This is a genomic window from Rhizobium subbaraonis (genome assembly GCF_900220975.1).
GTDB lineage: Bacteria > Pseudomonadota > Alphaproteobacteria > Rhizobiales > Rhizobiaceae > Mycoplana > Mycoplana subbaraonis.
Genome location: NZ_OBQD01000001.1, coordinates 390,405 through 405,422, shown reverse-complemented (window position 1 = coordinate 405,422; position 15,018 = coordinate 390,405). Strand labels below are relative to the sequence as shown.

Genomic DNA, 15,018 nt, shown 5'->3' with positions numbered 1-15,018 from the left:
ATCACTCCGATGCTAGGCATCGCCGCTCCTGCGACGGAAATGGGGCAAGAGAGAGTCAACACTTGGAATTGTCCGACTTTTGCACAGAAGCCGACATCACAGCCCGCGCGCGGGGCACGCTGGAACCGGAACCGCGGTGCCGCGTTGTCGTGTAATTGAGGGAAAGTCGCGCCGATGCACAAGCTCGTAACCAGGACATTGCAGGAGGTCGCCCAAGAGAGCGCCCGCAGGAGCGATGCAGAGGCTGCAAGCCTCGAGGCAGCGCTGGCGCAAGAGCGGGCGCCGCGGGGCTACAAGGGGCTCGATCTGACTGTACGGTGGGCGGTGATCGGCATCTTCGTCATCATGGCGATGAGCGCGATCTCGATGATGGCCCACATCCTCATTCCCCTGACGCTCGCCGTCGTCACGGGCCTCATTCTGGCGGTCGCGGCCGAGAAGCTGCACGCTCTCGGCATCCCGCCGCTTCCGACCGCGCTGCTTCTGGCGACCGCCTGCGCCACCGGGGCGTTCTTCGCCATCGCCGCCCTGTCGGGTCCGCTGATGCAACTCGCCTCGGAGGCGCCCAGCATCGTTAATGCGACGATCGAGCGGGTCACGCCTCTTCTCAACAAGCTGGAATGGCTGCACATCGATCCGCGCAGTTTCGGCGCCGGATCGGTGACGCTGGACAGCCTTCTGGAAAAGGGCGGCAGTCTGCTCGGCATCGTCACCGTCGGCGTGACGCCGGCGCTGCTGCAGGTGCTGATCTTCTTTGCAGCTCTCGTTCTCTTTCTTTCGGGCCGGCTGAAACTGCGGCGCATGCTGATCCTGGCCTTCCCGCAGAGAAGCCAGCGGCTGGCGGCGATCCGTGTGATGAATGCCATCGACCGCGCGCTCGGCTATTATTTTGCAACCGCCGCGCTGGTCTATGGTGGGCTCGGGCTGATTACCGCCCTGATCGCCTTTGCCGGCGGTCTGGGAATGATCTGGATGTGGGGGCTGTTTGCCTTCCTCACCTCGTTCGTGCCGTTCGTCGGCGTCACGGTCATGACGCTGGCGCTCGTCGCCGGCGGGCTTCTCGCCCATGACGGCATGATCGCGGCGCTGTCTCCGGCGCTTGCCTATTTCTGCGTGCACCTGCTGATCGAGAACTTCGTCCTGCCGGCCGTGATGGGGCGGCGGTTCGAGGTCAACGCCTTCATCATCTTCACCGCCATCATCTTCTGGAGCTGGATGTGGGGTGCGGCGGGCGCCATGCTGGCGCTGCCGCTGTCGATCATCGGCATGACGATCGCCGACGAACTTCGCCCCGGCCGCAAGCAACAGCCGTCGCTTCCGGGGTGAGCCGGTCGGGCGCCAGGCGCGCCGTCAGAAGCCGCTCAGATCCGTCACCGGATGGGCGGGGTCCTTGCCGATGATGCGACGAAGCGTGTCGTTGATGACGGCCACGTCGTTGTCGAAACTGCCATGCGCGGCGTCGATCTTCCGCCCCGGCGCCGTATCGACCTGATCGGCCGCGAGACTGGCAAAGGCCACGCCATGCTTGTCGACGAGGGCCTGCCATTTGACGAGCGGCGAGGCCTTCTTCCTCGGATCGAAATCCTTGTGGAACGTGTCCTCCTTCAGCGCCTTGTCCCACCAGGCCTTCCAGGCCAGTTGAAGACCGAGCAGCGGGGTCTTGTGCTCCCGTTCGAAGGCGCGGCAGACGAGATAGAGTAGCGATTTGCCATAGGGACCGACGGTGTCGTTTTTCTCGATCCGGTCGTCGAGGAAATGTACCAGCATGCTCGCCTTCGGCATCACGCCCGCCTTGAAGGCCGGGCCATAGCTGTCGACGGCGAAATCGACGGTGGCCGCGGGCGCGAAAAGGGTCGTCGTGGTGATCTTGATGCCGCTCGCCCTGCCGAGCCGTTTCAGGAGATGCCCGAACAGGATTGCGCCGGCGGAGTGGGCGACGACATGGATGGTGAGTTCGGGGCAGTCGGCCGCAAGTCCACCCAGAATGGAGGCGACCTGTCGCATGCCGCCCTTGCTTTCAGCGGAATAGGCGGCGTTCTCCTTCATTTCCGTCCAGACGGCCTTGCCGCCGCCGACGCGGGCCGCAAGCTCCAGCGAATTGTCCTTCTGGTCGTCCAGCCAGTCCAGCATGGACTTGCCGATCTCCCTGACCGACCACTCCACGCGCTCCTGCTGCAAAGGCAGCAGGTCCTGCAGGATGTTGAGGATGGTCTCGCCAAAGCCGGTGCGCCAGACGACGAACACCGGGTGCAGACCGTTGCGCGCGAAGGCGGGACCGAGCACCGACGCCCGGACGATCCCCGCCTGCTCGCTGTTCAGCCCGCCGTGCAGATAAAGCACCAACGTCTTGGTCCCCTGCTTGTAGGCTTGCTCGACTTTCGTCTTCAGGACGTATTCGAGGTTAGCAGCACCGTCGCGGCACTCCGGCAGGCGGCGCATCGGCGTGCCGTCATTGCCGAGCACGACCGCATGCTGATAGCAGGTGGCGTTGTCCCACAGGGGCCGGGCGGCGGTGCTGGCGGCAACCGTGTGCGCGGTTGCCGAAGCCCGGTCCTGCAGGGAGACCGGCGAATAGGCGACGACGGATTGGTCGACGAAGACGGGCGCGCCGGCAGCAGCCACCCAGGCGTCGAAGCCGCCTTCCACCCAGTCGGCATAGCTGAGCCGGGCGAAGCCGCCGTAACCCCAGTCCGTTCCCCACGAATTCTGGACGATGAAGCCGCGGCGGTCGTATCCGACCAGCGCAAACGCGTGACCACCCACGAACTCGCCGGTGCGGCGCGCAATGACGGCGGCCTCGATCGTCTCGACACGGCCGATATCGAACCAGCCGGCGTGGATGCGCGCGGAGGCATAGACCGCGCCGCATTCTCGGATCGCCGCCTGCATGTCGTTCAGCGACTTCGCATCGACCCGGTAATAGGCGCCGAGCGGCCGCTCGGTCGCGTCGTTCGCCCAGCCGTCCTTCGGCGGGATGAAACGCTTGCCATAGGGCCAGAGCGCCTCGTCGCAGACACCGTGCTTGTGCCAGCCCTTCATCGCACCACGGCAGCTCGATCCGTCGTAGTCCTCGCCATCCCACTCGTCATAGAGCCTTGCCAGCTCATAGAGCATGCGCGGGCTGACCCGGGCGGGCAGCGCCTCCCCCGCCGTCGAATGCCGCCAGTAGAGAAAGTTGATCATGGCGGCGAGTCCGAAGCCGGTGCAGGCGCCCTCGCTGAACTGGTTCAGCACGTAGGTCCGTGCGTACTCTTCGAAGTAGCGGTTGATGTCTTCGCGCAGGGGATATTCCGGCGGCAGAGGCCGCAGCGGCGGCAGATAGGGCCTGTCCCGGAAATCCACGCGATCCGGCCGCGCATCGAGAAGCCTGCCTGCGAATTCGAACTGCCCCATGTCCCTCTCCATGTGCTTTTGAACCGCTCAGGAAGACAACACTAGCGAAATGGTGCATTCAGTCAATCTTGCAATCAAAGATTGTGTAACCGGAACGAGATCGACCTTGCGGGCCAGGTCGGCTCACAGGCACGAAACCAGCGTTGCAGGGTACGGTACCTCCCGCCTCCGTCATTCCGGCCCCGAGCCGGAATCCAGCCGCCTTGCGGCCGCAAGCGAAAGGAATCTCGTGCGATCAAAGACTTGATCGCGCTGGTTCCCCGGCTCAAGGCCGGGAAGACGGAAGCGGGTAGATCAAAGCGCCGGCTGCGGCGCAACGGCGTCAGCATCGGAAAGACGGACGAACCGGACGCCCCGCGCCTTCAGCGCCAGAATGCCGCGCGCCACGCCCTCGCCTGCCGCATGGGTCGGCTGGTTGATGTGGGCGATGACGACGTCTCCGTCGCGGGCGGCGCCGATGCGGCGCTCGGCAGCTCTCGCACCCAGCAGCGAGCCGTCGTCGCCGTTCAGCGAGTAGCCGGCGATCCGGTAGCCGAGGCCCGAGATCGCGGCGATCGAAGATGCGGTATACTTGGCCGTGGCACCGCGGAACCAGTGCGGCGGCGGCGCGCCTGCGGCGACGATCGCCGCCCCGCCGCCCTCGACCTCGCGCGCCACCGCCTCGGGAGAACCGGCCGCGGTGATGCCGTAGACGGCGGTGGGATAGTCGACGGGCGGCACGTGCATGGCGCCGTGGTTCTCGATCTCGAACTGATCGGGATGGGCAAGGAGGATCGCCGTCGCCTGCGGATTGTGCTTCAGCCAGCGCGCCGTCACGAAGATCGTCGCCGGAATGTTTTCGCGCAGCAGCACGTCGAGGATGCGCCGGTCCACCTTGCCCATGCAGGCGTCGAAGGTCAGCGCCACCCGCGGCGGCCCGCCGTGAGACCTGGCGACGGTCAACTCGGGCTCGACAAGCCGCGGCCCCGCTGCGACTGGCGCTGCGAGCGCAAGGGTGAAGGCAAGGGAAGCGAGAGAACGATGCATGGCGGTCTCTTAAAGTGCGGCTGCGGACGCCGCCATATGCCACATTCCATGGACCACGAAAACGCCCGGACCGTGACGCCGGCAGGATTGCGGCGCAATCGGACAGAAACGGTTAGAGTGTTCAAGCAGGACCGACGGAGACGCCCGGTCGAGGGAATAATCCGCCGCGGCCGGTTGTCTCCTGAAGCGGCACAGACGTTCGGAGGGCATTCGGACAGGTGGCATTCGAACAGGCGGCGCGGCAGTCATGCCACAAGATGTCGGGTCCCTCGAGCCGGTCCCTTGGAGGCCAGCCCGAAGGGTCAGGCAGCAAGGCGCCCGTTCGCGGCCCAGCCTGGATGACGACGCAGCGCGGGCGTTGGCAAGACACAGCGGGCGGGTCGGTGCGGCCTGGCCTGCCCGTGGCGCTCCGGATTTGCTCGAATACCACACCGGCTCGCGCCGCACCGGGTCGTGGGGATGTTCCGGCCGTTGCGCGGCCGGCCGCCGGCATGGAGGACGATCGCATGCGCAAACAGCGGGACGACGGCTATGGCATCGTTGCGATCTGCCTGCACTGGCTGATTGCCGCCCTCGTGCTGGGGCTCGTCGCGCTGGGGTTCGCCATGCGACGCGCCGGCATCGACCCGGCGCTGCAGTTCTCGCTCTACCAATGGCACAAGTCGTTCGGCCTGCTTGCGCTTTCGCTCGCCGGCCTGCGTCTGCTCTTGTGGCTTGCCGCCGGCCGGGTTGCTCCCGATCCGGACCTCGGCATCATCGAGCGGCGCGCATCCACGGCAACGCATCTGCTTCTGGGCCTCCTCTGCCTCCTCGTGCCGCTTGCCGGCTGGGCCGTCGCTTCGACAACGACGCTGAACATCCCGACCTTCCTGTTCAATATCGTGGTGATCCCGCCGCTGCCGATGGCGCGAAGTGTTGACGCCGAGGGCTTCTGGTCCTGGGTACACGCCACAACGGCCTATACGCTGCTGGGCCTTGCAGCGCTCCATTCCGCAGCCGCGCTTTTCCATCATCTCGTCCGCCGCGAAGGCGTCCTCATGCGCATGCTCCGCAGGCGGGCGGTCGAGCCAGCACCCCCTCCCGCAAACGAAGGACGCGAGCGATGAGACACGTCGCCCTCATGGTTGCAAGCCTCGCCCTCGGCCAGATCCTGCTGCCCCTGGCCGCATTTTCGAAGGCCCCGGCTCTGTCCCAGGCGGCCGGAACCTATGAGGTCAGCGGCACCTCGCAGATCCGCTTCTCGGTGGACCAGATCGGCGGCGGCGGCATCAATGGCCGCTTCACGAAATTTTCGGGTCGGTTTCGCATCGACGGCAGGAGGATCGACGCCTCGACCATCTCCTTCACGCTCTACCCGCAGAGCGTCTCGACGCAGGAGCGCCGCATGGAGGACTTTCTGCGGTCCAGCGCGGTCTTCGATGCCGATGCCTATCCGACGGTGACCTTCCGTTCGACGGCGGTGCGCCAGACGGGCGACGACACGGCGGTGGTCGACGGCATGCTGACCGCCCGCGGCATCACCCATCGCGAACAGTTTTCCGTCCGGCTGCAGGGCTTCAACCGCAACGACATCGCCTTCAACGTGACCGGCAACGTCTATCGCTCGCGCTACCGGATGGACGTCGGCACGCCGATCTACCTGAACGTCGTCAAGTTCGACATGGACATACGCGGCGTGCGGCAGTGAGGGCGGGTGGTGCGAGGGCGGTGGCGCAAGAGTGGCGCCGCCAGGGTGGGCGCTGCGAGGGAGGCATCGTGGACGCGCGAACGCCGCGGCCGTTCCTCCACGTCCCACGCCCCTCACGGTCCACGCCGCACGTCCCACCCTCCCCCGTCATACCGGCCCCGAGCCGGTATCCAGCCGCGCAAGTCCTTGCGCGAGAAAAGCATTTTTCGCACCGCGACGCGATGCCGCTGGACCCCGGATCAAGTCCGGGGTGACGGAGGGGATCTTAGCGCGGCTGCGGCAAAAGACCCGCTCCAGTCGGCGTTTCGGCAGGCGCCGGCAACGCCGGCATCGGCGTCGAAAGCACCATCATCGGTCTTGCCCCGAACCAAAGCGTCTTGATGCGCGCGGCCGCTCTCTCTATCTCTTTCGTTCCCGCCGCACCGGCCCCCATCGGAGTATCGCCTTGTCCGCCTTCAAGAACCTGCCCACCGCCCCGATCGCCACGAAGAAGCCGGTGCAGGACACGCGCCACGGCATCACCCGCACCGACGACTACGCCTGGTTCCGCGCCGACAACTGGCAGGCGATGTTCAAGGACACCTCCATCCTCGATCCGGAGATCCGCACCCATCTGGAGGCGGAGAACGCCTACATGGAAGCGGCGATGGAGGACACGAAGGCCTTGCAGAAGACCCTGTTTGCCGAGATGCGCGGGCGCATCAAGGAGGACGACACCTCCGTGCCGGTCAAGGACGGGCCGTATGCCTACGGCACCTCCTTCGTCACCGGCGGCGAGCAGCCGCGCTATTTCCGCCAGCCCCGCGACGGCGGTGAACAGGCATTGCTCCTCGACGGCGACAAGGAGGCCGAGGGCAAGGGCTATTTCCGCCTCTCCGGGCTCGACCATTGCAGCGACCATTCGCTCGGCATCTGGGGCTATGATGACAAGGGCTCGGAGTACTTCACGCTGAAGGTGCGCGACCTCGAAACCCTCGAGGATCGCGGCGACGTGCTCGAAAACACAGGCGGCGGCGGGGTGTGGGCGCCGGACGGCAAGAGCTTCTTCTACACGCTGCAGGACGAGAACCATCGCCCGTCGAAGATCTTCCACCACATCCTCGGCGAGCCGCAGTCGCAGGACCGCCTCGTCTACGAGGAGAAGGATCCCGGCTTCTTCATGTCGGTCGGCGGCTCGCTTCTGGACGATTTCATCTACATCGACATCCACGACCACGAGACCAGCGAATACCGGCTGCTTTCGACCAAGGATCTCCTGGCCGAACCGGCGATCGTCGCGCCGCGGCAGACGGGGCTTGAATACTCGATGACGGAAGGCGGCGACGTCTTCTACATCCTGACCAATGCCGACGGCGCCAAGGACTTCAAGATCATGGAAGCGCCGGTCAATGCACCCGGCCGCGAGAACTGGAAGGACGTGGTGCCGCACCGGCCGGGCACGCTGATCCTCAGCCACCTCGCCTTTGCCCGCCACCTCGTCTGGTTGGAGCGGCACGAGGGCCTGCCGCGCATCATTGTGCGCGACCGCAAGAGCGGCGAGCAGCACGAGATCGCCTTCGCCGAGGAAGCCTATTCGCTCGGCCTTTCGGGGGCAGCGGAGTACGACACCGACGTCATCCGCTTCTCCTACTCGTCGATGACGACGCCCTCGCAGCTCTACGACTACGACATGGCGACGCGCGCACGCACCCTGCTCAAGACGCAGGAGGTGCCCTCGGGCCACAATATCGACGACTACGTCACCCGCCGCGTCTTCGCGCCGGCCCATGACGGTGAGCGCGTACCCGTCACCCTGCTCTACCGCAAGGATACGCCGCTCGACGGTTCGGCCCCATGCCTGCTCTACGGCTACGGCGCCTACGGCATCTCCATCCCCGCCGGCTTCAACACCAACTGCCTGTCTTTGGCCGACCGCGGCTTCGTCTATGCCATCGCCCATATCCGCGGCGGCAAGGAGAAGGGCTACGCCTGGTACGAGAACGGCAAGATGGAGAAGAAGACCAATACCTTCAAGGACTTCATCGCGGCGGCGGACTATCTGAATCAGGAGAAGTTCACCTCCTACGCAAACATCGTCGCAGAAGGCGGCTCGGCCGGCGGCATGCTGATGGGGGCTGTCGCCAACATGGCACCGGAGAAGTTCGGCGGCATCATCGCCGCCGTCCCCTTCGTCGACGTGCTCAACACCATGCTCGACGACACCCTGCCGCTGACGCCGCCGGAATGGAACGAATGGGGCAACCCGATCGAGAGTGCCGACTTCTACCGGCTGCTCGCCTCCTACTCGCCCTATGACAATGTCGGGGCACAAGCCTATCCGCCGATCCTGGCGCTGTCCGGCCTGACGGACCCGCGCGTGACCTACTGGGAGCCGACCAAGTGGGTGGCGAAGCTGCGCGAGAAGACGACGGGCAGTGCACCGATCCTGCTCCGCACCAACATGGGCGCCGGCCACGGCGGCGCGTCCGGCCGCTTCCAGCGGCTGGAGGAGATCGCCTTCGAATATGCGTTTGCGATCAAGGTTGCGGGGAAGATGTAGGCTGCGGCCACACGGCACACGACAGTTATACATCGGCTCCTCACCCCGCCCCTCTCTCCGCAAGCGGGGAGAGGGAGAGAGAGAGAGAAGGAAGGCGTCTACCGCTTGCTGCCTCTCCCCGCCTGCGGGGAGAAGGTGCCCGGCAGGGGGGATGAGGGGCTAGAACGGTCGTGTCCTCTACGTCAGCCGGCGTTTGGCGGGACACAGCCGCCAGCGACCAAAAATCGCAGCATCAGCCCGGCTATGGCGGCGGGCGATTCCCAATGCGGATTGTGCCCGCGACCGTCGAGCACATGGCTGTCCGCAGCCGGGAAGGCTGCGGCGAGAGCGGCGCGATGTGCGTCGTCGAACAGCGCATCGTCTGTGCCGCCCAAAAGCAGGACAGGTGCCCGCACCGCCTGCGATGCGGCAGACAGGTCGGTGCTCTGCAGCATCGCGAACAGCGAGCGCCAGACCTCGGCCGGCATCGCCGCCGCCTCCCGCGCGATGTGGCGGAGAAAGTCGGCATCGACCGGCCTTGAGCAATGGTGCCAGTCACGCGGCAGGTCGGTTGCCGCATCGATCGGATCGCGCAAGCCGCCGATTGCCCGGGCAAGCGCGCCTCCGTCTGCCAGATCGGGCCGCAGGCTGCCCGACAGGCTTACCACCGCCTCCACCGCGCAGGTGTCCCGGCCAGCGAGCGCAATCGCCGTCATCGCACCCATGGAGTGGCCCGCGACGGCATAGCGGCCGATGCCGAGCGAAGCCATCAGCGCGGCCAGATCGTCGGCAAAGCCTTGCAGCGACGGCGGCGTGGATGGCGGCGACTGCCCGTGCCCGGGCAGATCCGGCATGACGAGCCGCAGCCCCGGCAGAAGCGGCTCGATCAGCGACCAGCTGCGGCTGCTGTCGGTATAACCGTGGACGAGCAGCAGTGCTGGCGCATCCACGGCGTTGTCGACAAAGGCGATCTTGCGGCCGTCAGGGCGGTGAAGGAACTGCTTGCGCGCATTCCAGCCTTCCTGATCTGCTGAGGTCACAAGCCGAGCGCCTTTTTCACGGCATCGATCCCCGGCGCACCATCGATGGTCGTGACGCCGGCAAGCCACGCATCGAGACGTTGCGGCTCCGTGACGAGCGCCTTGCGGCCGGCGTCGGTCGGCGAAAGGCTCTCGTTCATCAGGTAGCCCATGCCGCGATTTTCGAAATCGATGTCGAACGTCAGGTTCTTCAGCAGTTGCCCGACATTGGGGCATTCCTCCAGATAGCCCTTGCGCACCTGCGTGGAGACCGTGGCCGCCCCGAAGTCCGGGCCGAAGAACTTGTCGCCCCCTGTCAGATAGCGGATATCGTAGACGGTGTTCATCGGATGAGGCGCCCAGGCCTGGAACACGATGAATTCCTTCAGATCGATATGGCGGGCGACCTCGGCCAGCATGCCCTGCTCGCTGGATTCGACCACTTCCCAACCGCCAAGTCCAAGATCGGGATCGGCGACCGTATCCAGCATCAGCTGGTTCGAGCCGGGCTCAATGCCGTACATTTTCTTCCCGAACTTTTCCGCATGGTCCTTCAGGTCGGCAAAGTCCTTCACACCGGCTTCCCAGACATAGGCGGGCACACCGAAGGTATATTTGGCCCCGGTCAGATTCGTGACCACCGTCTCGACGCTGCCATCGGCCTTGTAGGGGGCAAAGTAGGTCTGCATCGCCGGATCCCAGTAACCGAGGAAAACGTCGAGGTCCCGGTTCTTGAGGCTCAGATAGATGACGTCGATACCGAGGAGGTTCGTCTGCGGCTCATAGCCGAGTGCCGTCAGAATGGTCTGGGCGACGCCCGTTGTGAAGGCGAGGTCGTTCCAGCCCGGCTCGGCGAGACGGACGGTACGGCAGCTTTCCGGATCGGCGGCGGTTGCGGAAGTGGCAAAGGTGATCAGGCCTGCCGCCAATGGCACGAAGGCATATTTCATCGACGTTCCCCTCTCTCGGCGAGATTTTATCCATCTGGTCATTTAATTGACCGACGGGACAATTATTGAACTTGCGGTAAATCCTGTCAATCTCCGCTGCGAGCAGGAGACGATTCATGGCGGGACGGCTGACGAAGCTAGTGGACATTCGGCGCAAGGAACTGCGGCAGGCAGCTTTCGAAGTCCTGCAGCGCGAGGGCATGGCGGGCGCTACGCTGGAGAAGGTCGCAACCCATGCCGGCGCCTCCAAGGGCATCGTGCTGCACTATTTCCGCAACAAGCAGGAACTCTTCGAGCAGGCCATGCGCGAGGCTAACGCCAGCCTCCGCGACGCGGTCGCCGAGCGGCTGCGGCGGGCGAAGACGCCGCGCGAGCGCCTTGTCGCCGTCATCGAAGGCAATTTCGAGGAGCGCTTCTTCCAGCCGTCGATCGCCCATGCCTGGCTTTCGCTCTGCGCCGAGGTGCCGCGCGAACCGCAGCTTGCCCGCATCCAGGCCGTGATCCATTCGCGCATGCATTCCAATCTCCTCTCCGCGCTGGTGCCCATGCTGGGCGCGCAGGAAGGCCGGTGCATGGCGCTTCAGGTGAGTTCCCTGATCGACGGCCTCTGGCTTCGCCTCGGACTGCAGTCCGGCGGCCTGTCGCGCACGGAAGCGCTTGAACTGATCCACGATTTCATCGATCGCCGGCTGCCGCGGGACAGGTGACAGGGCGCCCGGTGCGCGTTTTGCGACCACCATGACGCCGCCCCCTCGGCAGAGACGCCCGAAGCTTCCGCAGGTCGTTTCGGGCCTGCCCCTCCCGAACACGCAATCGTGACATCGCCGGCAAGTTTTTGTTCAGGAGCGCATCCTAGGATTGCGCGGGAAACGAGGGCGCGCCGGGAGTTTACGTGGAGAGGATGGACCAGACGGGGCCGGTCTGTGGCGCGCTGAACGTCAGCGTGCTGACGGACCGCGCGGCGATGGAGGCGATCGCGGATGACTGGCGGGCGCTGGAGCAGCGCTGCGAGGGCGGGCTGTCCTTCTTCCAGAGCTACATGTGGTGCCATAACTGGGCCGCACACTTTACCGGCGCTGCCGGCGGCCCGCGGCCTTTCGTTGCGACGGTCTGGTGCGGCGGCCGGCTGGTCGCCCTCTGGCCGCTGATGCAGAGTGGCGTGCGCGGCGCGCTGTTCAGGATGGAGGCGCTGGGCGGCACGCATACGCAGTACAGCAACATCATCATCGATCCGGACTTCGCCGACCTGGCAGAGCCGATCGCAGACAAGCTGCTGGCCGCGCTTTTCGACGCCGGAGACTTTGACGTCGCGCTCTTCGAAGGCGTGCCGGACGGGTCTGCGCTTGCGACCATGATGGCGCGGGCAAATTCGGGGGTCACCATACGCAACGCCGCCTCGCTGCTCGACCTGACGGGCTTTGTCTCCGCCGATGCCTATGTCGCAGGGCTCGGCAAGCTGCAGCGGCGCAACCGCAACCGTCGGCGAAACCACCTCGCCCGCCACGGCGCGCTGCAGTTCTCGGTGTTGTGGCCGGACGAGCCGGCGTTCGCTCCGACCCTGTACCAGGCGCTGCAAATGAAACGGCGCTGGCTGACGGAGACCGGGCGGCTGGGGCTCGGCCTGTCGCAGCCCGGCTTTGGCGATTTCCTCACCGGCCTGGAAGGCGACCGCGACAGCCTGTCGGGCGCCTGCCTGTCCGTCCTCAAGACCGGGGAGAGGATAGCAGCCGTCGAATTGGGCTTCCTTCATGGCGGCCACTACTATTGCTACATGGGCGCGTTCGACTGGGATCTGTGCGAAGCCTCGCCCGGCAAGGTGCAGATGGAGATGACCGTCTGCTGGCTGATCGACAACGGCATCGAAACCTACGACCTGCTCGCCAATCCGGCGGGCTACAAGGAAAGCTGGAGCAACAGGACCGTCGGCCTTTCCACCTACACGATCACGCCCAGCTGGCGCGGGCGCTTTTATGCGCGCGGCTGGGTGGCGACGGCCCGCCCTGCCCTGAAGCGCGGGCTGGAGGCACTGGCCTACCGCCTCCGCCGGCTCACGACGCTGACCCAGGGGATCGGGTGCATCGTTCTGCTGGCGTAATCGGAGACAGCTCTTCCGCCACAGGGATCTCCCGCGGCTAGAGCAGACCTGCGTTCGCCGCCGAACGCCGCTCGGCGCCGCTGCGAAACAGCATCCTGACGAAGGAGCGCAGGACGAGGAGTTGGTCGGGAAGGCTTTTCGGGTCCTTCAGCGCCTTCGACATGATGATGCCACCCTCGAGCATGGTCGAGACCGTATCGGCGAGCCGTTCGGGGTCGATCGGCTCGCGCGGTTCGTAGACCGCCATGATTTCCTCGAACATCGCCTTGAAGCGACGGCGCCAGTTCAAGGCCGCCTGGCGGTTGATCTCCTGCACCTCGCGATCGAAAGCGCGTTCGTGCACGCACATGACGGCGACGAGGCAGCCAGGATGTCCGCCCGGCAGATCGGCCAGCAGCTCGGAGAGGAGCTTCAGCCCGAGCAGGAACGCCTGCAGCGGATCGTCGGCCAGTTCGTGCGCCCGGCCGAAGATCTCGTCGTAGAGGCGATTGTCGTTTTCGATGTAGCGCTCGAGCAAGGCCCGGGCCAGCTCGCTCTTATCGCGGAAATGATAAAAGAAACCGCTCTTAGTAATACCGGTCTCGGTGATCAGTTCCTCGATCGAGGTCGCGCCGAAGCCCTTGGCGAGCACGGCGGCTTCCGCCACTTCCAGTATCCTTGCGCGCGTCTCCTCGCCCTTGCGCATCGCTCGCCTCCTGTACAGTTGGTACAGTTTTTTCCGCTTCACGCCCCAGCAGTGACGTTAACATTGGCGTGAAAGGCGGCGCCAAGCAATTGATAATTATCTAATATAAAAGCCAACTGTGGGCGCTTGACCACTAGTGGTCTAGTTTTACGGGCGAAAAACAGGCAAAAATCCACACGCGTTTCGGAAAATGTGGGAATACCCTCGATACGAAAGCGCATAGAGGGAAACAAAAACACTGCATCATGACTTGGCTCTCGTCGGCGCGTTCCCCGGACCGCGCCCGCTCCAGACTTTCCGAAACGGAATTGAAACGAGTGGAGACAGACAGTTATGGCAAAGTACAGACATGGCCTGCCGCTTACGAAGGGCGATCGGTTTCTGACCGATGGCGGCATGGAGACGACGCTGATTTTCCATGAAGGTGTGGAACTTCCGCATTTCGCCTCGTTCGTGCTGATGGCCAGCCCCGAGGGGCGGCGCAAGCTCAAGGATTACTACGTCCGCTATCTCGACCTGGCCCGCAGCGCCGGAACCGGATTCGTGCTCGACACGCCGACCTGGCGCGCCAACCCCGACTGGGCCGAAAAGCTCGGCTACGACGCTGAAGCGCTCAAGGCGGTCAACGAGGAAGCGGTCGGCCTGCTCGCCCAGCTTCGCGCCCAGTACGAGCGGCCCGGCCAGCCGATCGTGCTGAACGGCGCCATCGGCCCGCGCGGCGACGGCTACAAGGCCGGCACCATGAACGCCGACGAAGCCGAAGCCTATCACCGGGCGCAGATCGAGACCTTCGCCGCCACCGACGCCGACATGATCAGCGCGGTGACGCTCACCAACATCGACGAGGCGATCGGCGTGGCAAGGGCGGCCCGGAAGGCCGCAATCCCCTGCGTGATCGCCTTCACCGTCGAGACGGACGGCAGGATCATCACCGGCAGGACGATGCAGGAGGCGATCGAGGCCGTTGACGCAGCCACCGGCAGCTATCCGCTGTTCTACATGATCAACTGCGCGCATCCGAGCCATTTCGAGGACGCGCTCGATCACGGCAGCGCCTGGGTCCGGCGCATCGGCGGCATCCGTGCCAATGCGTCGGCGTTGAGCCACCAGGAACTCGACGAGAGCGAGACGCTGGACGCGGGCGACCCCGACGACTTCGGCAGGCGTTACGGCGAATTCGTCCGCCGGATGCCGCAGCTGCGCGTTCTCGGCGGCTGCTGCGGCACCGACCATCGCCACATCGGCGCCATCTGCCAGGCCTGCATGCCGCGGCCGGCGATGAGCGCCTAGGAGAGACATTTTGAGGAGACATCGTCATGACGACGAAGGAGCATCACAGCAGGGGCCATAGTGCCGGCCATTCAAAGGCAGAGAGTACCGGCATGTTCGGGCGGCTGTTTTCCGGCTGGCTCGGACGGCCCAACTACGACTGGGGCTGCGGCCCGATCGACCTTGCCGGCCTGGAAGGGCTGGACGGCCATATCGCAAGGCGCGCGGACTTCCGCAACCCGACCGGATTTCGTCGCAACCGCACCTACGGGCGCTAGCCCGAATTAGCCAGCGGCCCGCCGAAAGGTGGGCCGTTTTCCTGCGGGGCGTCGGGCAGATATCAGAAAGCACCGGGTGGGCCGCCCCCAGACACCTG

Annotated in this window: 13 protein-coding genes; 8 read left to right on the top strand and 5 right to left on the bottom strand. The window is 65.3% G+C overall.

Annotation, left to right across the window (positions count from 1 at the left end; translation table 11 throughout):
- The first annotated feature begins 174 nt into the window (after positions 1–174).
- The gene (locus CRO48_RS01860; protein WP_097135855.1) at positions 175–1,326 is read left to right on the top strand and encodes an AI-2E family transporter; all 1,152 of its coding nucleotides are present in this window, start codon (positions 175–177) and stop codon (positions 1,324–1,326) included.
- A gap of 24 nt (positions 1,327–1,350) precedes the next feature.
- Here CRO48_RS01860 and CRO48_RS01855 read toward each other — a convergent pair whose 3' ends face one another.
- Positions 1,351–3,393, bottom strand: a complete 2,043-nt coding sequence (locus CRO48_RS01855; RefSeq protein WP_176526620.1) for a C1 family peptidase — start codon at positions 3,391–3,393, stop codon at positions 1,351–1,353.
- A 294-nt stretch (positions 3,394–3,687) separates the two neighbouring features.
- The gene (locus CRO48_RS01850; protein WP_097135852.1) at positions 3,688–4,419 is read right to left on the bottom strand and encodes a polysaccharide deacetylase family protein; all 732 of its coding nucleotides are present in this window, start codon (positions 4,417–4,419) and stop codon (positions 3,688–3,690) included.
- A gap of 506 nt (positions 4,420–4,925) precedes the next feature.
- Between CRO48_RS01850 and CRO48_RS01845 the strand changes: the two genes are divergently transcribed.
- From CRO48_RS01845 to CRO48_RS01835, 3 genes are all read left to right on the top strand, one after another.
- On the top strand, positions 4,926–5,525 hold the full coding sequence (locus CRO48_RS01845) for a cytochrome b (RefSeq protein WP_097135849.1): 600 nt from the start codon (positions 4,926–4,928) through the stop codon (positions 5,523–5,525).
- Positions 5,522–6,106 (top strand): YceI family protein, encoded by a 585-nt coding sequence (locus CRO48_RS01840; RefSeq protein WP_097135847.1) that lies wholly within the window; start codon positions 5,522–5,524, stop codon positions 6,104–6,106. Before CRO48_RS01845 ends, CRO48_RS01840 begins: the two co-directional genes overlap by 4 nt.
- A 445-nt stretch (positions 6,107–6,551) precedes the next feature.
- Entirely contained in the window at positions 6,552–8,645 is a 2,094-nt protein-coding gene (locus tag CRO48_RS01835; RefSeq protein ID WP_097135845.1) for a S9 family peptidase, read from the top strand.
- Between the two features lie 182 nt (positions 8,646–8,827).
- Here CRO48_RS01835 and CRO48_RS01830 read toward each other — a convergent pair whose 3' ends face one another.
- Together CRO48_RS01830 and choX are read right to left on the bottom strand one after the other, a co-directional pair.
- The gene (locus CRO48_RS01830) at positions 8,828–9,664 is read right to left on the bottom strand and encodes an alpha/beta fold hydrolase (RefSeq protein ID WP_097135843.1); all 837 of its coding nucleotides are present in this window, start codon (positions 9,662–9,664) and stop codon (positions 8,828–8,830) included.
- A complete protein-coding gene (gene choX, locus CRO48_RS01825) occupies positions 9,661–10,593 on the bottom strand; it encodes a choline ABC transporter substrate-binding protein (protein ID WP_097135841.1) in 933 nt (310 codons plus the stop codon). The genes CRO48_RS01830 and choX overlap by 4 nt, the downstream gene beginning before the upstream one ends.
- A gap of 116 nt (positions 10,594–10,709) precedes the next feature.
- Here choX and betI point away from each other — a divergent pair, with 116 nt between their 5' ends.
- Entirely contained in the window at positions 10,710–11,300 is a 591-nt protein-coding gene (gene betI / locus CRO48_RS01820; protein ID WP_097135839.1) for a choline-binding transcriptional repressor BetI, read from the top strand.
- Positions 11,301–11,494: 194 nt separating this feature from the next.
- A complete protein-coding gene (locus tag CRO48_RS01815; RefSeq protein ID WP_097135837.1) occupies positions 11,495–12,688 on the top strand; it encodes a GNAT family N-acetyltransferase in 1,194 nt (397 codons plus the stop codon).
- A 37-nt stretch (positions 12,689–12,725) separates the two neighbouring features.
- Here CRO48_RS01815 and CRO48_RS01810 read toward each other — a convergent pair whose 3' ends face one another.
- Positions 12,726–13,373, bottom strand: coding sequence for a TetR/AcrR family transcriptional regulator (locus CRO48_RS01810; protein ID WP_097135835.1), 648 nt, complete (start codon positions 13,371–13,373; stop codon positions 12,726–12,728).
- A gap of 333 nt (positions 13,374–13,706) precedes the next feature.
- Here CRO48_RS01810 and CRO48_RS01805 point away from each other — a divergent pair, with 333 nt between their 5' ends.
- Together CRO48_RS01805 and CRO48_RS01800 are read left to right on the top strand one after the other, a co-directional pair.
- Positions 13,707–14,663, top strand: a complete 957-nt coding sequence (locus CRO48_RS01805; RefSeq protein ID WP_097135833.1) for a homocysteine S-methyltransferase family protein — start codon at positions 13,707–13,709, stop codon at positions 14,661–14,663.
- 26 nt (positions 14,664–14,689) lie between these two features.
- Positions 14,690–14,920: a hypothetical protein gene (locus tag CRO48_RS01800; protein WP_097135832.1), complete on the top strand. Its 231-nt coding sequence runs from the start codon at positions 14,690–14,692 to the stop codon at positions 14,918–14,920.
- Positions 14,921–15,018 lie beyond the last annotated feature (98 nt).